The sequence below is a fragment of the Mesorhizobium sp. M1143 genome (assembly GCF_040318435.1).
GTDB lineage: Bacteria > Pseudomonadota > Alphaproteobacteria > Rhizobiales > Rhizobiaceae > Mesorhizobium.
In genome coordinates this window covers 1-18,998 of the sequence record NZ_JAMYMJ010000073.1, presented here as the reverse complement: position 1 = coordinate 18,998, position 18,998 = coordinate 1, and the positions used below count along the sequence as shown (strand labels likewise).

Below are 18,998 nucleotides of genomic sequence, written 5' to 3'. Positions count from 1 at the left end.
TGCCGCGTCAGCATCACAAGCACCTCAAGTCCACCAACATGCTGGAGCGGCTCAACGAGGAAATCCGCCGGCGCACCTATGTCGTGCGCATCTTCATGGCCGCCCCATTTTGCAGAACTTGACGCACACAACCGACCTCCCCACAAGGGGGAGGTAGGGCGCCTAGCTCTTCATCAATTTCGCCAGCCTCGGCACGCCTTCACCCACGGCGCGTTCATCTGCGAGCGTAAAGCTCATCCGCATCGTGTTGCGGCCCGAACCGTCGGCGTAGAATGCGTTGCCCGGCACGAAGGCGACGCGGGCTTCCTTGACCGAGCGGGCGAGCAGTGCCGTGGCGTCCGCACCCTCGGGCAGCGTCAGCCAAACGAACATGCCGCCTTCCGGTCGGCTCCAGCTGACGCCATCCGGCATTTCCGCTTCGAGTGCCGCAAGCAAGCCGTCGCGGCGCTGGCGATAGGCGCCGATCAGCTTTTCCACCTGGCCGCCATACACGGCCTCGGAGACGCGGTGCATGACCAGCTGGTTGATCGACGGGCTGTGTAGGTCCGACGCCTGCTTCATCAGCACCAGCCGCTCGACGACGCGGCGCGGCGCGCAGACCCAGCCGACGCGCATGCCCGGTGACAGGATTTTCGAGAACGAGCCGCAATAGAGCGTGCGGGCGTTTTCGATGCCGCCGGAGCGTTCGCAGTCGAGCGCCAGGATCGGCGGCTGGCCCTCGCCGTCATAGCGCAGCGCGCGATAGGCGGCGTCCTCGATGACGGCAATGTCGAGCTCGCCGGCGAGGTCGAGCACCGCCTCGCGCTGCTGGCGGTTCAGCGTCTCGCCGGTCGGGTTGGCGAAATCGGGCACCAGATAGGCGAATTTCACCTTGCCGCCCTCTTTTGCAAAAGTAGAGGGGGCAGCAGCCGCCGCCTGGTAGGCGGCCGGCGTCATGTTGCCGCCATCCGGCGTCAGCCGGTCGTAGCGCGGCTCATAGGCGTTGAAGGCCTGGAGCGCGCCGAGATAGGTCGGCCACGTCACGAGCGCTGTGTCGCCGGGCGACAGGAACAGCTTGCCCAGATAATCCAGCGCCTGCTGCGAGCCGGAGGTGATGAAGATGTTGTGCTCGTCGCAGGCGATGCCAAGCTTGCCCATCTGGCCGGCCAGCCATTTTCTGAGCGGCAGATAGCCTTCGGAGACCTGATACTGAAGTGCTGCGCTCGCCTCCGCGCCGCCCAGCACCGAGGCGTAAGCATCGGCGATCGCCTGCGCCGGAAACAAAGCCGGATCGGGGATGCCGCCGGCGAAGGAGATGATGTCGGGCTGGTCGAGCAGTTTGAGCAGCTCGCGGATTTCCGACGCCTTCATGCGCGAGGCGCGCGACGCCAACAGGTCCATCAAACTCACGAGCCCCTCCCGGGATACGGCATCTGGTCCAGCATGACCGTTCCGGCCATGCGAATTAGGTCAATCTGGCTGACCTATTATCAGGCTCCCCCACCCGCTGGAATAGCCAGACCCTCATTCCGCGTGGCCCAGACGAAAAAGCAAACACATTTTGGCCGCTGCACAGGGAAAATTGTTGCGCGCCGAGGGGCGCGGATGCAACCTCATTCCGAGCGGACCGGCATAAAAAGAAAAGCGGTCTCAACAAGGGGGGTTAAAATGACGCTTGAGCTCATCGGTGCCGGATTCGGCCGCACCGGCACATGGTCGACCTTTGCCGCGCTGAACAGGCTGGGCCTTCCCAGCTATCACATGCAGGAAGTCATCCTCAACAAGGCCAACAAGGGCCATCTCGACTTCTGGCGCAAGGTGGCCAACAGCCCGCCCGGCACCCAGCACGACTGGACCAAAGTCTTTGCCAACTACAAGGCGACGGTCGACAATCCGGGATGCTGCGTGTGGCGCGAATTGATGGCCGCCTATCCCGACGCCAAGGTGCTTTTGACGCTGCATCCGCGCGGCGCCGAGGCCTGGTACGACAGCACCATCGACACCATCCACTTCACCGAGACATTGTGGCAGTTCAAGGTGCTGGAATGGCTGACGCCGTTCGGCCGCAAATTCGGCGACATGTCGCATAGGCTGATCTGGGGCCGCACGCTTGCCGGCGTGATGGACGACCGCGCCAAGGCGGTGGCGCGCTACAACGCCTACACCGAGGAGGTGATAGCGGCCGTGCCGCCGGAGAAGCTTCTGGTGTTCAAGGTCAGCGATGGCTGGGCGCCGCTCTGCGGCTTCCTCGGCGTGGCGCTGCCCAACGAGCCCTTCCCCAACCTCAACGACCGCGAAAGCGTGAAGAAGATCATCCGAGACATCATCAAGGGCAGCTACATCATGCTGGGGCTGTCGGTGGCGGCGGTGCTTGCGGCGATCGCGGCGCTGTGGTGGTGGCTGGGGTAGCCGCCGGACCGTCAGAATATTGCTACTTGCGCGTGATCCAGCCGAGCAGATCCGGCTCGACGTCTTCGTGGTCGGTCAGGTCGCGAACCAGGGAAGCGGCGAGCGCGCGCCACCGCTTTTCCGGGACATTGTCTTCCATCACCGATTTGATGAAGGCGGCGCGCAGGATGGCGCAATCGAAGGCGGATACATCGAAAAGCAGTTCTGCCATTTCGGTTTTCCCCGTTCACATCGGCTGGCGGGCCTGTCGAAGCCTCAGGCGCCAGCGCCCCCTATACATGGTCACGACAGCAGATTCATACTCTTGCCGAACCAAGGTTCAACACAATTCGATTGTACGGTTTTTACCAAGCCATTGCGGTTCGTTGCCCGCTTTTGCGCCGATGCTAGATTTGCCGGGCGGCCTCTCCCCAGACGGGCGCAAATGGCCGGCGCGGCTCTGGCAACATGCTTTCACCGGCATTCGCGTCGGCCATTTCCAGCCCGTGCCAGGCTCAGCCCAGCAGGCGTTCGTATTCGGCCTCGGCCTGGCCATAGAAGCCGTCGGCGACGGCGACCAGGCCATCGCGGTCGCGAATGACGATCTCGCCGCGCCTCGACCGGATCAGGCCGCGCCCTTCCAGGATCTGCAGGCCGATGGTGACGCCCGGACGCCTGACGCCGAGCATGACGGACAGGAACTCATGCGTGATCTGGATCTGATGGCCGACCACCCTGTCGTCACACATCAGGAGCCATCGGGCCAGCCGATCCTCGAGCTTGGCGCGGGCATTGCTCAGCGCCGTGGATTTGGTCTGGCCGTGCAGGTAGTGGGCATAGCGCAGCAGGAAGGCGCGAAGCGTCGGGCTTTTCTGCAACGCTGCCTTGAACGGCTCGGAATCGATGCACACCGCCTCGCCCGGCATCTGCATGTAGCAATCATGGGGCGCCCAGTCGGCGCCCATCACCAAGGCGGAGCCCGACATGCCTTCGTGGCCGATGATGCCGACCTCGGTGTCGAGCCCCGGCCGGTTCCTCGCCACCACCGAGGCCAGGCCGCTTTCCAGGAAGCAGGCCGAGGCGACCGGCTCGCCCGCCATTTCGAGCGGGGCTTTGAGATCGAGCACACGATGGTGCAAATGCGGCGCAAGCAGTGCGAAGTCGGCCGGGTTCATGCGGCGCAAGAGGCCGCTTTTCTCCTTGCTGACCGACTGGTCCATCGCTCTCTCCCGTCAAGGGCAAGAGCACATGTCATCTCCCAGCCGTCGGCGCCCTGCCCAAATGCAAACGGTCATTGGACGATAGCTGACTCGGATTCAGCCATTGTACTTCGTACAAAACCGACAAATCAGGGGCGACGCCCCATCAATCAATCCAGCAGCTTTTTCCTGGATCAGCGCTTCGGGCGGTCAGCCGCAACCATGCGCGCTTCGCGCACGATGGACGAGCGATCGTTGCCGATCAGCGATGCGATCTCTTGTATCTGCTGCTCGGAGGCGCCGGTTTCCCGCGCCAAGGCCGCGAGCGCCTCGGCGCTCAGACCGGACTGTCTCGGTTGCTCCGCCATGGCTCCAATGCCTCCTGTCGGGGCAGGAGTGCGATGGTCGCTCCCAAGCGTCAGCGCCCATTGATGTGGCCGACGATGCTATACTGTACGCTTCCGGACAATCGATGGCGAGCGATATATTAGCGACGCTGGATGCGGCGCTAGAACGGCAGCCTTATCTCATCGATCGACCTCGACTCCGTCCAGCCAATGTCCTTCTGGATCTCCGTCGGCAGCGCGTTCAGTGCGCGCACGGTCTTCCTGTGCTTGCTGGCGCGCGCCAGGGCAGCACGAATTCTGCTGAGACTTTCAAACATCGGTTACCTCCATGCAGCAGCAGAGCGCTGCCTCAGGCCCGCTCTTGCGCCGCCTCTGTAACCGATCGATTGCGCGGCAACGGTGAAGCGCTTCACAAACCGATGCCGCCCAGAAACATTTGTATACAAATTAGTTGCGTTCCCGCGGTGGCGTGATCCGACCTATGGCAGGGCGATCGCATATGGCGCTCCCTCGGGTTCGGCGACCCACCTTCCCTTCGTCGGCGCAAGGCGATCACATATGAGTTCTTACGAAGAGGACCCCCACCCTAACCCTCCCCACAAGGGGGAGGGAACGCTGCCGCAAGCCACCCTTTCTGGCGTGGAACCCAGGCGATTTGCGGCGATCGGCGCCTACCAAGTCTCCCTCCCCCTTGTGGGGAGGGATTAAGGGTGGGGTGTTCGTAGAGCGCAAACCTGTCATATGCGATTGCCTCGCTCCGCGGAGGGAGAGGAAATGCCAATCACCGAGGTCGCGGCCTTGATGGGCTTGGCTTTCCTCTCCCCATGGACATGGGGGAGGTGGCCGCGGCGGACGGAGTGGGGCTGGCGCCGCCTTATGCGATTGCCCTGCCCTCCTCCGCGCCATCGCCGGCATCCTCGTCCGCCCGCTCGGCTATGGACGAATCCCATCATGCGCAATAAGGATGGGGTCTGCCGTGGCGCTTTCGCGCCGAGGCAGGCGACGTTCGTTCAATGACGCTGCGCCGGGCGCCTTTGACGCCGCCCCGCAAAAGTGTCGATACCGGGGGATCTGGTCATGACCGACAACAAGCCGACCGTAGACGTTACCAAGGACTGGCAGGCAACGCAGGGCCAGAAGTCCGGGGCCACGCGGCTGCGCCTGTTCGCCGTGCTGTCGTGGGTCATCGCCATTGGCGGCGAGATCGCCGGGATCGTACTGCTCTACAAGCACAAATTCGACCAGGGCAACCTGCCGCTGCTGATCGGCATCCTGGTCGGGATCGCGATCTTCGCCATCGCCGGCAGCCTGCTCTGGAAGGCGGCCAACAGGAAGGACCCGGCCCGCGAATCCGACACGTTCCGGTTCTTCGTCCAGAACCAGCTCGGCGCGATCATCACGCTGATTGCCTTCCTGCCGCTGGTTCTCCTGATCCTCAACGACAAGAACATGGACCCGAAGAGCAAGAAGGTCGCCGGCGGCATCGGCGCCGTGCTGGCCGTGCTGGCGACGCTGATCGGGGTCAGCTACCAGCCGCCGTCGGTCGAGCAGTACACGCATGACATGAACACCTGCGCGGAACAGATCAAGGCGGGGCAGCCGACCACGGCCTGTTCGCCCGAAGTCGCCGCCCAGGCGCAGGCGATCGCCACCGACTCCACCACGGTGGCCGCGGCGACGAAGGACGCGGCACACCCCAATGGCCAGGATATCGTCTACTGGATCGCGCCGGAAAACGGCGCCGCCAAGTCCGACACCGAGCATGTCTTCCACCTCTGCGCAGCCGTCAGCCCGCTGAAGGACAAGACCGTCAACAGCGGCTCGGTGACCGAAGCCTACGCCCAGAACGCCATCCGCATCACCAAGCAGATCGAGATGGAACAGAAGCAGTGCGGGTTTACGGCTGCGCCGTGAATCGGCCAGGGTTTGGCGCGCGCAGTGGATCACTGCCAAACCGGTCCAGTTCGTGTTGTCCGCATTAGCATGCGCGCCCAGGACTTCGATCCTACATTTCGGAGCCAGCCGGCGGGCGGCTTGCCCAATCCTGACAGGACGAGACGAAAGTTGAATGTCGCATTTTGGCCGAGAGCGACCGGACCGCTTTCGGTGTGCGGGAGCGATAGCGGACATTCACCATGCGATCGCAATGTGTCCGGCCCTCGGTGATCTTTTCTCGTTTCTGATGGCAATACGGCACCCGTATCCACGCTGGATCAGTTGCCTGGGTGTCCCTCACATCGGAAGATCCGGGTTGTTCTCCGCAAAGTATTCATGACTATCGGCATTTTCTGTGGCTTGCGGGGGGTTTTCAACCGCGAGTAGCTTGGCGGTATTTTGACCACCAGAGGAATAGTCATCTGTGAAGACGACGACCTCAAAGTGACTAATTTCGTGTACAATCGTTCCAGATCTTGAATCCGTTCCTTTCAGAGCGGCTGACCAGAACTTTTGACAAACAAAGATATTATAAGGTTGACCACGGAACACATACGCATAAACTCCCGGTCCGCAGAGGCTGCCGTGACATCCAAACGATATTGCTTTGTTTGCAAGAGCATCCGCAATCATCGAGAAATTTCCAGTGGCCTTCGCGTACAGTCCTACGGTATGCGCCCCAAACCATGTCAGATATCGTTGGGAATTCGGTTGCTGGGCAGAAGGCGTGCCCTGCAAAACCTGCAGCGCAGCCGAGGCTATGTTGTTTGCTTCCGCCAGCGCAGCGCCAATATCGTCCTGTTGAGAGCTGTCACACTGGTCGAATTTGGGTGCCGAGAGCGGTATCCGTTCCGGAGGAATTCGACCGGATAGAAGCCTGAACGTGACGGCGTTGCTCAGAACCTGGGCGCGTCTCAGGGCACCTTGAGGGCCAACCAGCAGACCCACTCTCTCTGTATCATAGGTAACCGCATAGATCCCTGCTTCATAGATGGCGTAGTACAATGACAGATCGACGGGTACCGAAATCGATTGTCCGGGTTCGATATTGATAAAGTCAGCCTCGGTCGGTTCTGCTCGCTTCACCAAAGGGCCAATATACTGAATTGGCTGCGACCCTCTCGCTACTGAAAAAATTTCGCCCGAGACGCCGTCGATCGGCGTGGTCCACCTGAGCAGTCTGATCGGGCTGCGTGACCGGTTCGTGAGAGTAAAGTCAATAATTAGTGGGGTATCGTTTCCAAAAGAAGTCAGGCGCGATTGCAGAACTATCTCAATTTCCTGATTCTGCTGCGCAAACGCCCAAGGGACTATACTAAAAAAGGCTGAAATTAGAAACACCATATTTCGAACAATGTTTGGCATTTTTTGCTCCTGTGTAACCACGATTAGAATCTATTGTTTCGCCTACGTGAGCTTTTATTTTGCTAACGCATACCAGGATCACCCACAGCTGATCTGGCAATCAGGAATAAAATTGCTGCAGACAGGGGAGTACAACTTACCACAAATTCACAAATTCAGGAATACGACATCCCCGGCCTCCAATGACATCGATTTTCACTGGCGCCTTTTTTGGCGTGGTATAAGATGAACCGCTACTTTCCCATCAAGCTCCATCCGAGGGGGCCATTATGAGCGAGCGTTGGAAAGGCTTAATAACAGTCTGCGCGATTTTGAGGTATTTTGCCCTGGCGTATGGGTTCTGTTTTGCTTTCAGCGGCACTGCTTTGGCTGATTCATGTGGAACAGAGGCTACTCATGGCTGGAACGTCAATAATAATCCTCCGGCCGAAGACCGTCAGGCAATCCAAGATCTTTTGTCCCGCTACGCCTGGACGATCGACGAAAAAAATGCAGCCGCGTTCGCCACCCTCTTTGCGGAACCTAAATCGTCTTACTATGAGATTTGCGATGCAGGCAGCAGTGTCCTCGAGCTGACACTCGACCTTGGCCCAGAGTCGGCACATGATCTTCTCGTGCAAATGAAAATAATAGTTAAGAAACTGGAAACCGATAAACTCCAGACCCGGCATCTCGTGACCAACACCTTGTTCGACGTGGTTGACGACAAGACGGTGAACACCAAATCGATAGTCCTTGTGACAATGCAGGACTTCCACTCTTCGGCACCGAGTCTTGACTATTCGGCGGATGCCCGCGCGTCTGTTGTAAAGGGCGATGACGGCATGTGGCGATTTCAATCGCTTACTGTCCACGCTGACTATGACGCTGGCTCTGTCGCAGCGAAGAAGCGATGACGCCCAGAGATCGGCCATGGGTTCACTGGCACGCTCCAGTGGGCTGAGATGCGTGCTGTTGCGCTGATCGCTGCTGTCCTCGGCGTTGCGTTTCTCCTGTTGTCCGGGACGATCGGACATGAAGCTTTCGTGTCGACGCCGCGAGCCGGCGAGAGGCAAGGCTCCAATCAGGCCGACATGATTTGCAGCAAGGCGGGCAACTGCGCGGCGTCACCATTGCCAGGCAGTTCCGCTTTCGAGCCGCTGCGCCCTCGCAGCGTCGCTTTCGCTCCCGCTGAACTCGATGGGAAGGCGTTCGCCGAAGCCGTTACGCGATGGAACCCTGACATCTTTTGGGCGCCAGCCTCAAAGAGCACCGACGTCATAACGAGGTCTGGCGATGAAGCGCGGGCGGTGTTCGGTCCTATTCCAGAGGGCGATTGCGGCAGCCCACAGATGAAGGTCATCCCACTGGAAGTTGATGGCAATGTCGTCGACCTCAAGCCCAATCCGACAAAACCGGGCTCTCCGCTGGAGTTCGAGCACAGCAATGAGAACGGAGAGGTGGTGAAATGGACGGCGACATTGCCCAGATGCGACAAGCCTTCGCTAACTGGCAGCTCAACCTACTGTGGGCTGAACTCACGTGCAGTAAGGGTCGTGCGCGGCAACGTGGAATGGCTGTTCCTCTGCAGAAAGTCCAATATCAGCCACGAGGTCAGCACCGATCCCTACTGGACACGGTCGGATCCGAGATTTTCCGTCTTCGGCACCATCGGGTTCAATCGGAAATCCGGAGAAATCATCTTCTTCGACGGCCGCAAGGACCGGAGCGAGTTCGATTGGTCAAAGCCCTTCGTTCCGCCAGGCGGGCGCAACTATTCCGATGACATCGGAAGGGTTGCGGCGGAGAAAATATATGACCCGACGTTCCAGATCTCGTGCCATGCATGCCATGACAACAAAAGCCCCTATGTGATAGATCCGCACATTGAACAGAGCAGGGTCGGTTTCCGTTCAGCCCGCGATTCCAAATCGACCGCCTTCAGCCTGGGAGATTTTCTACCGAGCCGACCGCGGTTGCCGGGCGCGCCGTTCCGCGTGGTCGGCTCCGGTTACACCGGCACCTATCCCAATGAACTTAGCCAAGCCAGGACGGTCGAAGATCCGACCGGAAACTGCACAAGCTGCCACACGCTTACCACACAAATCACCGGCCGCCGTTTTGCCGCGGACGCAGTCGGGTACGAACCGGCGGTCACATCGCCAACCTGGGTCCAATTGCTCGAGCTGCACGAGGAACAGACCGTCTACGCCGGCATAGAAGCACATCGCACGGACTGGGCGATCGGCAGCAGCGGCATCCATCCCTGGATGGTGCCGGGGTCCGGCAATGACCTGTCCTCAGGAACGCCTCGATTGAGCTTGGAAGACTGGCGCAAGCTGAGCGACTGTCTGTGGGGAGCCGGCGGTCCTGAGTGTGGCTACCGCCCACTCTACACGCGCTGCCCGGCGCCAGAAGCGCAGGATGAAGGCTCTTCGCTTGCCGATGCCGAGATTCGGGTTTTGCCTCCACCGCCCGGAGAGGACGTCAGGACGCGTGTCCTTCGCTTAAGCTGGACCTTTCGCAACAGCTACGGTGGTGTTCCCGAGCGCGACGATATCAGGATCAATGTGGCAGTCAGCGCGGGCACGATTCCGGCAAACGGGGATCCGCCGCAAAGTGGCGAGTATCCAAGCATCGAGCAGGCAAAGGGCATCAGCGTCGAGGCTATCTCCGGTCCAGTCGGTTCAGCCGGCTCCAGCTTGTGGATCGAGAACGTTTCGTTTGCTGGTCACAAGAAATGGAGCGATCCGGCGCCGTCGATGTCGCCGCGCACCTTCCAGATCGATCTGCCCGGTGAATGCAACCGACGCACCTTAGTTCGTTTGGTGCCCAAACGGTTCTGCTTCGACCAGAGCCAAGCGGCATTTAGCGAGGCAGACCATTTGATCTACGCCGATGTTCAGTGTGGCGAGCTTCAATGAACCACCTGACGCGATCGAAAGCGACTGGTGAGCACCGGGATTTGCGATAACATGACTGGGTGCTACATGGTCGCCGCACTAAGGAGGGTCCCGGAGCGTGACCACGCCGGTTCCATTGGCTAGCCCCATTTTGCCCGGCAATCCGGCGAAACCTGTTGCGGAACGGCGTTATCTCACCATCCTGTTCTGCGACATGGTGGGGTCAACCGAATATGCCGACCGCCTGGATCCCGAGGATTTCCAACACCTGATTGAGAGCTTTCTACAGACCTGCAGCAGCGTCGTCCGGCGCCGCAAGGGCGTGACGGCTAGTTACATCGGCGATGCTATTCAGGCCTATTTCGGCTATCCAACAGCTGGTGAGGACGACAGCGAGTTCGCGGTGCTGGCCGCGCTCGAGATCGTTGATGCGGTGGCCACCATCTCCGCAAATCAGGGATATCCGTTGCAAGTGAGGATGGGTATCGCGAGCGGCCAAGTCGTGGTGGGTGAGTTCGTCGGCGCACCGAGCGGTGTATCCACCGTCGCCTTCGGTCACGTCGCGCATCTAGCGGCACGGCTGCAGGTACTGGCCAAGCCGAATACGATCCTTGTCGACGCGGCGACCTTCGAGGCCGCAAGCGGTGCGGTTGATTTCACCGGGTTCGGCAAACATGAACTGAAGGGATTCGCCGCGCCAGTCCAGGTTTGGCAGGTGCAAAGGGCGCGCATGGTGCCGACCCGCTTTGCAAAGCGGGCGCGTATGACCAAGCTGTGCGGCCGCAACGCCGAATTGCGACTGCTGATGGAGCACTGGGAGACTGTCGTGCGCGACAGGCGTGGCAATGCCGTGTTGGTCTCGGGGGAGTCGGGAATCGGCAAGTCCCGGTTGCTCAACGAAATCCAGCAGCGTCTGCGCAGCTTTCCGCAACTGACCATGCAATGTTCTCCGACCTTTGAGAACAGCACCCTTTATCCATTCCTTGCAGAGTTGCAGAGGATTGCAACGATCGAGGACGGTGACTCAACGGAAGAAAAGCTTCGAAAGCTCCGCAACGGATTGTCGATAGGCTCGGTGTCCAGCGACATCGCGCTGGCGATCTTCTCAGGCCTGCTCGGGATGCCGACGACAATGCCGGACAGGCTTGAAGGGATAAGTGCCGAACGACAGCGCAACATTGCCGAGCAAGCATTCATCGATCTGGTCAGTTATTTGGCGCGAACTACCCCGATCCTGATCTTGTTCGAGGATGAGCAATGGGCCGATGCGACCTCGCGCGACCTTCTCGAAAAAATCGTCGCCAGCCTGGCTTCGACACCCGCCCTCTTGCTTGTGTCGAGCAGGAACAACGCAAGCGTTCCATGGGTCGACGGTCCTGACGGGCACCATATCAGGCTTGAAGCGCTCAGCCGAGCGGACGCTGAAGCGATTGTCCATGACATTAGTCCGAATGCGCTCGCTGCTGACGTAGCAGCGGTGCTCGATCGCGGTGAAGGCGTCCCGCTCTATATCGAAGAGCTTACTCGAAGCGTGGTCGAAACAGGGTTGCGCCTAGACGTATCGCAGCCCAAGCGTCTGTCACTCACGAACAACATTCCAAACTCTCTGCAGTTCTCGTTGCTTGCCCGTCTCGACAGGCTGGGGACCGCCAAGGAAGTCGCGCAGGTCGCGGCGGCGATCGGCCGCGAATTCGATTTCGACATGCTGCGCGAAATTTGTGATTGGCCTGAAGCGGAGTTGCGCGCTGCGGTTGGTGAGCTGATGCGCACAGGGCTGATCGTAGCCGAGCGAGGGACGGCCGGAGCAGGCTTTTCGTTCACCCACGTGCTGCTACAGCAGGCCGCTAGAGGCACGATGCTGCACGAACGTGCGCAACAGATTCACAAATCGATTGCCGAATGCATCGAGCTGCGCGACCCCAACGCGGGCTTTGCCTATCCCGAAGTGCTCGCTGAGCATTTCGCCGACGCCGGTCTGTTCGATCGCGCCGCTGACTACTGGCTGCAGGCAGGGCTGAAGGCCGCCAAGACTTGGGCGAAAGTTGACGCAGTGCGTATCTTCAGGAAAGGGCTTGAAGCCGCGAAACTCTTGCCTGACTCCGACGATCGTAGCCGCAGGTTGCTTCGCTTCGAACTGGAACTGGGCGACGTTCTGTACGCTGCGCTCGGCTACGTGACGGGCGAAGGCAGTGCCGCGTATCAGCGGGCCATAGCGCTGAGCGGGAAGCTTGGCGAACTGGAGGCGACGATTAGGGCACTCGACGGGCTTTTCGGTACCCATTTCAACTCGGGCCAGTTTGGTAAGGCCCTCGCGGCCAGTGATGAATTAATTCGAGTCGGCGAGGAGGGCGGCTACCTAAACGCGCTCGTTATAGGTCTGCAGTTTAAGGGCATGAGTCTGTTCTGTCAGGGTGAGTTGGCGGAGGCTCGGCAATATCTTGAGCGCGCTCTCAGCCACAAGGGCAGTGCAGACGAGGTCGGCAGCGACTTTCCGAGTATGGCCATGATCTACCTTTCGTGGACCTTGCATATTCTGGGGTATCGCCGTCAAGCGCTGAAACTCTACCTCGAGGCGGAGGCGACCGTTCGGCAGCAATCCGCCTATCGCTTGGCCGCCTGCTTGGGAAACGGGTGTGTGTTGTTCGCCTTCCGCGAAGAGAGCAGGGATATCGCTCGGCTGGCGGATGAACTTCTGCCATTAGCGCAGGAAAACGGTTTCAATCTCTGGACACGGGTGGCGCGCTTTTTTGGTGGCTTGGCTGCATCAAGCCTCGATGACAGTCTGGTGGGAAGCCATATGATGGCATTGACCGAGAGTGACCTTGAAGATCAGGAAGTCGACAAATCGTGTTATTTAGGCTTACTGGCCAAAGCTTTCATTAACTCTGGACAATTCGATATAGCGGCAGAGACCGTCGAGAAAGGTCTGCGCGAGGCCGAAAAGATTGGGGAGCATTACTTTACAGCTGCCTTGCTTCGCATTCGCGGCGAGATCGAACTTGCAAATGGAGTCGGAGACAGAGCGGCAGAGGCTTCTTTCCGCGAGGCTATTGCCTTTGCGCGGCAGCAGCGCGCTAGGAGTTGGGAGTTGCAGGCGACCAATAGTCTGGCAAAGCTATTGCGGTCACAGGGTAGATTCGAAGAGGCGCGTGCGGAATTGCGGGAGATCAACGATTGGTTCATCGCAGCAGACATTGAGTGATTAACGACGCATCACGTTCTGCCGGCAATCTCGACGAGCGCGGATTCGGCAACATCACGATCCCCGCGCAGCCGCAACTTACGGTTTAAAGCAGACCAACGTCCGCTTACGGGTAGCGATGGCATTGATCTGAAAGCCGGCAGCGGCCATTCACCCGTAGCTCGCCGCAACGCAACAAGGCCCCTCCCGGGGCCTTGCTTTCAACCTCAGTGCTGAGCGTCGCCCCTCACTTCCCCATCAGCTGCTTGGCATTCTCGGCCGTGATCGCGGTGGTCTCCACCGTCACCGTCTTGTCCACCTCGGTGGCGCAATCGAGCAGGATCTTTTTCGACATTTCGATCGCTTCCTTGGCGCCCGTCGGGTAGGTGAAGGTTGCGACCCAGTCGCCCTTGGCGACGGCCTCAATGCCGCCGGCCGGGCCCGGCAGGCCATCGGTGCCGATGATCTTGACGTCCTTGCCCGCGCCCTTGGCGGCGAGCAGCGCGCCGGCGGCCATCATGTCGTTGGAGGCGTAGAGCACCTTGATGTCGGGGTGCGCCTGCAGCATGGCGGCGAAGGCGACCTGCGCTTTGTCCGGCACCCAGTCGGCGGCCTGCTCGGCGACGATCTGGACCTTCGGGTTGCCCTTCACGCCTTCCTTGAAGCCGTTGAGGCGCTCGACGGCCGGCGTCGAGCTCGGCAGGCCTTGCAGCACCGCCGCCTCGCCGCCATCGGGCAGCAGCGTCTTGGCGGTGTATTTGCCGGCTTCCTCGGCGATCTTGAAATTGTCGCCGCCGATGAAGGCGGTGTAGTCCTTGCCGGGGTCGCCGACCGTCTTGCGGTCAAGCTCGATGACCGGGATGCCGGCATCCATGGCGCGCTTCACCGCCGGCGTCAGCGGTGCGGCCTCGAAGGGCGAGATCAGGAGGATGTCGACCTTCTGGGTGATGAAATTGTCGACCTGCGAGGTCTGCGTGTTGACGTTGCCGGCGCCGTCGGCGATCTGCAGCGTGAAACCAGGCACTTCCTTGGCGGCCGCCTCCAGCTCGTCATTGACGTGCTGGCGGTAGGGCTCGGCATTGTTGGCCTGCGAAAAGCCGATGACGAACTGGCCGTCCTTGGCGCAGGCTTTCACCAGCGGCTCGGCGGCGTAAGCGGAGCCTGCAATGCACAGGCCGGCGCCTGCCAGCAGCACGGCCTTGAGGGTCGATCCTCTTAGTGTCGTTTTCATAACTCACTCTCCTCCTCGTCTGGCCGGGGGGCCAGACCTTGGTTTGACGTTCACGTGTTGCCGTCTCCTCCTTGTTTGTTTGTGCATGTCGTCATCGCAAAACCGATGTCACTTTTGCGCGACATGCACTAACGACCCAACCCCTCGCGGCGGCGAACGAGGGATTGAAGCACTGCCGCCAGGACGATGATCGCGGCGGTCGCGAGCAGCTGCATGGCGGGCGTGATGTTGTTGAGCTGCAGGATGTTGGCTAGCGCGCCCAGCATGATGGTGCCGGCGACGGTGCCGACCATCGAGCCGGCGCCGCCGAACAGGCTGGTGCCGCCGATGACCACGGCGGCGATGGCCGTCAGCTCATAGCCCATGCCGTCATTGGCGCTGCCGAAATTGAACTGGCCGGCATGGACGATGCCGGCAAGGGCAGCGGCAAAGCCGGTGATGGCGTAGACCGAGATTTTTACCATCGCCACCGGCACGCCGGATATGCGCGCGGCGCGCTCATTGCCGCCGACGGCAAAGACATAGCGGCCAAAGCGCGTGGTGTTGAGCACGATGGTGGCGATCGCGGCAAAGACGACGAACACAAGCGTCGCCACCGGCACGGTGTTGTTGAACAGCCGCTCGCCCAGCACGGCGAACACCGGCGGCGCCAGGCCCGGCCCTTCGCCGTAGGAAATGTTGATGTACTGGTTGCCGGAGACGACCAGCGCCAAGCCGCGCGCGGCCTGCAGGCCGGCCAGCGTGACGATGAACGGTTCCAGCCTGAAACGCGTCGAGATGGTGCCCTGTATGGCGCCGAAGACGATGCCCAAAGCGAGCACGGCGAGGATGGTGGGGATCAGGCCGAAGCCGCCGGAGATCATCATAGAGGCGGTGACGACGCTGGACAGGCCAAGCACCGCGCCGACCGACAGGTCGATGCCGGCGGTGATGATGACGAAGGTCATGCCGATGGCGATGATGCCCGTCTCCGACACGGCGCGTACGATGTTGGCGATGTTGTCGGGGTTGAGGAACAGGATCTCGCCATGGCGGCGCGGCGAGAAGATGATGCCGCCGATCGCCACCAGCACCAGGCCGATAAGGCTCTGGAAGCGCACGATGAGCGCCAGCGGGTCGCGATGCTTTTGAGGCGCCGCCATCACCGGGCTCGCTGCCACTGGGTTGTTGTCCTGAGACATCAGGCCTCCCTGCCGTTAGCCGCGGCCAGCACCGTGTGCTCGTCGACGCCGCCCAAAAATTCCGCCACATTGCGCCCCTGGCGCAGCACCACGATGCGGTCGCACAGACCGATCAGCTCCGGCATCTCGCTGGACGCCACCAGAATGCCGAGCCCTTGCGCGGCGAGTGCCCTGAGCCGCTGGTAGATCTCGCCCTTGGCACCGACATCGACGCCGCGCGTCGGCTCGTCGAGCAGCAACAGGCGGGGGTTGCCGAGGATTTCTTTTGCCAGCACCACCTTCTGCTGGTTGCCGCCGGACAGTGCGCCGACGGCGATATCAGGGTTCTTCGGCCGGATGTCGAACTGACCGAAGGATTCCTTCACCGCCTCGGCCTGGCGGCGCGGCGAGACCAGCCAGTTCGGCGAGATTCTGGATATGACCGACATCACCAGATTGAGGCCGACCGCCATGCGCAGCATCAGGCCCGAGCCCCGGCGATCGTCGGTGACGAAGGCGATGCCGGCGTGGCGGGCAGCACTGATCGAATCCAGTTTCACCGGCTTGCCCGATATGGCGACCTCGCCCTCCCAGCGGCCGGACAGGCCGGTGCCGTATAGCGCGGAGAGCAGTTCGGTGCGCCCTGCCCCCATAATGCCGGCCAGGCCGACGATCTCGCCTTCATGGACATCGAGCGAAACGCCTTGCGGCGCCTGCCAGCCGGCGCTATCGCGGGCGAGCCTGAAGCTGGCGTTCCTCAGGCTGAGCAGCGGCTTGCCCGCCGCTTTGGCGCGCTGCGGATAGAGCTCGTCCAGGGGACGTCCGACCAGCAGCCTGACCAGCTCCGCCTGCGGCGCGTGCGGCTCGGTGATGCCGGCGACACGGCCGTCGCGCATTACCGTCACCCGGTCGGCAATGCCGGGCACTTCCTCCAGCCGGTGCGAGATGTAGACGATGCCGACGCCGGTGGCGGCGAGCTTGCGCATGATATCGAACAGCCGCTCGACTTCGCCGACGGTGAGTGCGGCCGTCGGCTCGTCCATGATCAGCACGCGGGAGGCGTAAGACAGCGCCTTGACGATCGCCACCACCTGGCGCTGGCCGATCGACAGATCCGCCACCATGGCGGCCGGATCGATGGCGATCTCGATGGCTTCCAGCCGCTTCTTGGCCTCGCGGCGCATTGCCGGCACGTCGAGGAAGCCGCCCGGACGCATCAGTTCGCGGCCGAGGAACAGATTGGCGGCGACATCCAGCGACGGCACCAGGTCGAGCTCCTGGAAGATGGTGGCGATGCCGGCCGCTTGCGCCTCACGCGGGTTGTTGAAACGCACGGGTTTGCCGTCGATCTCGATCGTGCCTTCGTCCGGCGTGTAGACGCCCGACAACAGGTTCATCAGGGTCGACTTGCCGGCGCCGTTCTCGCCGAGCAGCGCGTGGATCTCGCCCGCCTTGAGGTCGAAGTCGACGCCGCGCAGCGCCTGCACGCCGCCGAAGCGTTTGACGGCGCCGGTCATCACCAGCAGCGGCGCGGTCATGTTAGCCTCGTGTGGGTCGGCCTCCCGCAGGAGGCGCGCGCCCGCAGCGTCGCCTGCAGCCGCACCGAACGCGGCGCGGAACCGGTCGCCGCGATGCGGGCGCTGAGCAGGGCCGCGGCCTGCCTGCCTATCTCGGTGCAGGGCTGCGCGACCAGCGTCAGGCGCGGTTCGAAACAATCGGCCCATTCGAAATCGTCGAAGCCGGCCAGCGACAGATCGCCCGGAATGGTGAGGCCTTTTTCGCGGATGGCGCGGACGGCTCCGATCGTCGTCATGTTGTTGCCGGTGACCAGTGCGGTTGGTGGCGACGGCAGCGACAGGATGGCGTGGGTGGATGCGGTCGCCGCCGCCGTGTCGACATTCTCGGCCGAGAGATAGTGCGGCACGCTTTCAAGTCCATTGGCGGCGAGCGAAGCCTGGAACGCCTCGATGCGCTCGCGCGTCGTCGTCAGGCCCGGCTGTCCGGCGATATAGCCGATGCGCTTGTGGCCGAAGGAGGCGACATGGTCGATCAGCGCGCGCATCGACGTTTCGTTCTCGACGCCGATCTGGTCGAAGCGCTCGTCGGCGAAACGGTCGATCAGAACGCATGGCATCTTCTTGTCGGCGAGGTAATCGATGGCGCGCTGCGGCGAGCCCGACGGGGCCAGGATGACGCCGTCGACGCGGCGCTGATGGAAAGCGCGCACCACCTGCAGTTCGCGGTCGGGATCCTCCTGGGTATCCGACAGAAACACCATCAGCCCAAGCCGTGCGCATTCGGCCTCGACCGCGCAGATGATGTCGGTGAAATAAGGGTTGGAGATTGCCGAGATCGCCAGGCCGACGCTGTTGGTGGTTGAGGCCTTCAGCGAGCGCGCCAGCTCGTTGGGCTGGTAGCCCATGGCGGCAATGGCGTCGTTGATCAGCCTCGCCTTTTCCAGCGAAACGAAGCGCGTGTTGTTGACGACATGCGAGACGGTCGACACCGACACGCCGGCGCGCCGCGCCACTTCAGCCATTGTCGGCAAGACATATCAGCGCCTGCAAGCGCTCCTCCCTTATGCGTTTCCCGTCCGCTCTGATGGCGGATTTCAAGGGAGCTTAGGGTGATCGAAACGTTTGCGCAATCGATTCGATGGAAATTTTTAGCGGGGCTTATCTCCCCCCTCAAGGGCATAGGCGCTAAGATAGCTTTGGCATGGACTGAAACTTGCGCTTTCGTGGTGGCTCACGCCAGCGATATCGCAAGGCACGGAGATTGTGGCGCAGGGTTGCCAAGGGAGGTTGAGCGAAGATCGCTGCGATCAGAGAGGCGACGATCTGGCGGGTGGCGCGCCACAGCAGCGGGCGCCCGTCGCTCAAGGGGGAGAGACACCCAACTCCTGCGAGAGGGGTTCGGTCACGAGCGCGATGAGGAAGTGTGCAAGGATCCAAGGCTTTGCGATCCTTGGGTCTTTGGCGGGAGGAGAGCGCAGCCCGATCAGGCTCTTCAGGCGCTTGAAGGCGAGCTCGATGCGCCAGCGCATGCGGTAGAGCTTGAGGACCGTATCGGCGGGAAACTCCTCCCGGTCAAGCGAGGTCACAAGCAGGACGAAGCCGGCCGCAATCAGCGTCTGCGGTTGAACCTTGTTGCCCTTGGCCCTGGCTTCCTTGTTGATTTTGCGCCGCGCTTCTTGTGCCGCGGCCTCGGATTTGCGCAAGGCGATCAGGCGCATCTTCACAGGCTCGCCCTTCTTGAGTGCCAGCCGGGCAGGCGTTTCGCAGACTTCCTCCCGGCAGCTCTCCAGGTAGCCGATGAGATCGAACGCCCT

Annotated in this window: 16 protein-coding genes and 1 pseudogene; 6 read left to right on the top strand and 11 right to left on the bottom strand. The window is 61.4% G+C overall.

Annotated elements, in window-relative coordinates; all coding sequences use genetic code 11:
* Positions 1–113 (top strand): annotated as a pseudogene (locus NKH35_RS28760) (transposase); the annotation flags it as partial.
* Positions 114–162: 49 nt separating this feature from the next.
* On the opposite strand, the gene NKH35_RS28755 reads toward NKH35_RS28760, so the two are convergent.
* Positions 163–1,380, bottom strand: coding sequence for an aminotransferase-like domain-containing protein (locus tag NKH35_RS28755; protein ID WP_031262270.1), 1,218 nt, complete (start codon positions 1,378–1,380; stop codon positions 163–165).
* A gap of 267 nt (positions 1,381–1,647) precedes the next feature.
* Here NKH35_RS28755 and NKH35_RS28750 point away from each other — a divergent pair, with 267 nt between their 5' ends.
* Complete coding sequence (locus tag NKH35_RS28750; protein WP_023734005.1) at positions 1,648–2,388, top strand: sulfotransferase family protein; 741 nt, start codon at positions 1,648–1,650, stop codon at positions 2,386–2,388.
* A gap of 22 nt (positions 2,389–2,410) precedes the next feature.
* Here the strand turns inward: NKH35_RS28750 and NKH35_RS28745 are convergent, their stop codons facing one another.
* From NKH35_RS28745 to NKH35_RS28730, 4 genes are all read right to left on the bottom strand, one after another.
* On the bottom strand, positions 2,411–2,599 hold the full coding sequence (locus NKH35_RS28745) for a hypothetical protein (RefSeq protein WP_023671412.1): 189 nt from the start codon (positions 2,597–2,599) through the stop codon (positions 2,411–2,413).
* 283 nt (positions 2,600–2,882) lie between these two features.
* Positions 2,883–3,587 carry a Crp/Fnr family transcriptional regulator gene (locus NKH35_RS28740; RefSeq protein ID WP_023734004.1) on the bottom strand — a complete coding sequence of 235 codons (705 nt, stop codon included), beginning with the start codon at positions 3,585–3,587 and terminating at the stop codon, positions 2,883–2,885.
* 173 nt (positions 3,588–3,760) lie between these two features.
* Positions 3,761–3,934 (bottom strand): hypothetical protein, encoded by a 174-nt coding sequence (locus tag NKH35_RS28735; RefSeq protein ID WP_023689840.1) that lies wholly within the window; start codon positions 3,932–3,934, stop codon positions 3,761–3,763.
* 140 nt (positions 3,935–4,074) lie between these two features.
* Entirely contained in the window at positions 4,075–4,230 is a 156-nt protein-coding gene (locus tag NKH35_RS28730; RefSeq protein ID WP_023671409.1) for a DUF1127 domain-containing protein, read from the bottom strand.
* Positions 4,231–4,990: 760 nt separating this feature from the next.
* On the opposite strand from NKH35_RS28730, the gene NKH35_RS28725 reads away from it, so the two are divergent.
* Positions 4,991–5,827 (top strand): SLC5/6 family protein, encoded by an 837-nt coding sequence (locus tag NKH35_RS28725; protein ID WP_023734003.1) that lies wholly within the window; start codon positions 4,991–4,993, stop codon positions 5,825–5,827.
* Between the two features lie 318 nt (positions 5,828–6,145).
* Here the strand turns inward: NKH35_RS28725 and NKH35_RS28720 are convergent, their stop codons facing one another.
* Positions 6,146–7,213, bottom strand: coding sequence for a M35 family metallo-endopeptidase (locus NKH35_RS28720; protein ID WP_084023748.1), 1,068 nt, complete (start codon positions 7,211–7,213; stop codon positions 6,146–6,148).
* A gap of 269 nt (positions 7,214–7,482) precedes the next feature.
* Here NKH35_RS28720 and NKH35_RS28715 point away from each other — a divergent pair, with 269 nt between their 5' ends.
* The 3 genes from NKH35_RS28715 to NKH35_RS28705 all read left to right on the top strand — a co-directional run bounded on the left by NKH35_RS28715 (position 7,483) and on the right by NKH35_RS28705 (position 13,297).
* Positions 7,483–8,109: a nuclear transport factor 2 family protein gene (locus NKH35_RS28715; RefSeq protein ID WP_023734001.1), complete on the top strand. Its 627-nt coding sequence runs from the start codon at positions 7,483–7,485 to the stop codon at positions 8,107–8,109.
* A gap of 48 nt (positions 8,110–8,157) precedes the next feature.
* Entirely contained in the window at positions 8,158–10,116 is a 1,959-nt protein-coding gene (locus tag NKH35_RS28710) for a hypothetical protein (RefSeq protein WP_352917151.1), read from the top strand.
* Positions 10,117–10,213: 97 nt separating this feature from the next.
* Positions 10,214–13,297 (top strand): ATP-binding protein, encoded by a 3,084-nt coding sequence (locus NKH35_RS28705; RefSeq protein ID WP_156937201.1) that lies wholly within the window; start codon positions 10,214–10,216, stop codon positions 13,295–13,297.
* A 226-nt stretch (positions 13,298–13,523) separates the two neighbouring features.
* Here NKH35_RS28705 and NKH35_RS28700 read toward each other — a convergent pair whose 3' ends face one another.
* The 5 genes from NKH35_RS28700 to NKH35_RS28680 form a co-directional block, all read right to left on the bottom strand.
* On the bottom strand, positions 13,524–14,507 hold the full coding sequence (locus NKH35_RS28700; RefSeq protein WP_023689831.1) for a substrate-binding domain-containing protein: 984 nt from the start codon (positions 14,505–14,507) through the stop codon (positions 13,524–13,526).
* 128 nt (positions 14,508–14,635) lie between these two features.
* A complete protein-coding gene (locus NKH35_RS28695; protein WP_502907006.1) occupies positions 14,636–15,688 on the bottom strand; it encodes an ABC transporter permease in 1,053 nt (350 codons plus the stop codon).
* The gene (locus tag NKH35_RS28690; protein WP_023712545.1) at positions 15,688–17,205 is read right to left on the bottom strand and encodes a sugar ABC transporter ATP-binding protein; all 1,518 of its coding nucleotides are present in this window, start codon (positions 17,203–17,205) and stop codon (positions 15,688–15,690) included. The genes NKH35_RS28695 and NKH35_RS28690 overlap by 1 nt, the downstream gene beginning before the upstream one ends.
* Positions 17,202–18,215, bottom strand: a complete 1,014-nt coding sequence (locus tag NKH35_RS28685; RefSeq protein WP_023743918.1) for a LacI family DNA-binding transcriptional regulator — start codon at positions 18,213–18,215, stop codon at positions 17,202–17,204. Before NKH35_RS28685 ends, NKH35_RS28690 begins: the two co-directional genes overlap by 4 nt.
* 330 nt (positions 18,216–18,545) lie before the next feature.
* On the bottom strand, positions 18,546–18,998 hold a 453-nt coding region (locus tag NKH35_RS28680), incomplete at its 5' end, for a transposase (RefSeq protein ID WP_502907005.1).

Coding starts and splice junctions, on each gene's coding strand:
- NKH35_RS28715 (WP_023734001.1), top strand. CDS start 7,483: ATGAGCGAGCGTTGGAAAGGCTTAATAACAGTCTGCGCGATTTTGAGG.
- NKH35_RS28740 (WP_023734004.1), bottom strand. CDS start 3,587: ATGGACCAGTCGGTCAGCAAGGAGAAAAGCGGCCTCTTGCGCCGCATG.
- NKH35_RS28750 (WP_023734005.1), top strand. CDS start 1,648: ATGACGCTTGAGCTCATCGGTGCCGGATTCGGCCGCACCGGCACATGG.
- NKH35_RS28730 (WP_023671409.1), bottom strand. CDS start 4,230: ATGTTTGAAAGTCTCAGCAGAATTCGTGCTGCCCTGGCGCGCGCCAGC.
- NKH35_RS28735 (WP_023689840.1), bottom strand. CDS start 3,934: ATGGCGGAGCAACCGAGACAGTCCGGTCTGAGCGCCGAGGCGCTCGCG.
- NKH35_RS28745 (WP_023671412.1), bottom strand. CDS start 2,599: ATGGCAGAACTGCTTTTCGATGTATCCGCCTTCGATTGCGCCATCCTG.
- NKH35_RS28710 (WP_352917151.1), top strand. CDS start 8,158: ATGCGTGCTGTTGCGCTGATCGCTGCTGTCCTCGGCGTTGCGTTTCTC.
- NKH35_RS28755 (WP_031262270.1), bottom strand. CDS start 1,380: ATGGACCTGTTGGCGTCGCGCGCCTCGCGCATGAAGGCGTCGGAAATC.
- NKH35_RS28720 (WP_084023748.1), bottom strand. CDS start 7,213: ATGCCAAACATTGTTCGAAATATGGTGTTTCTAATTTCAGCCTTTTTT.
- NKH35_RS28725 (WP_023734003.1), top strand. CDS start 4,991: ATGACCGACAACAAGCCGACCGTAGACGTTACCAAGGACTGGCAGGCA.
- NKH35_RS28695 (WP_502907006.1), bottom strand. CDS start 15,688: ATGTCTCAGGACAACAACCCAGTGGCAGCGAGCCCGGTGATGGCGGCG.
- NKH35_RS28700 (WP_023689831.1), bottom strand. CDS start 14,507: ATGAAAACGACACTAAGAGGATCGACCCTCAAGGCCGTGCTGCTGGCA.
- NKH35_RS28690 (WP_023712545.1), bottom strand. CDS start 17,205: ATGACCGCGCCGCTGCTGGTGATGACCGGCGCCGTCAAACGCTTCGGC.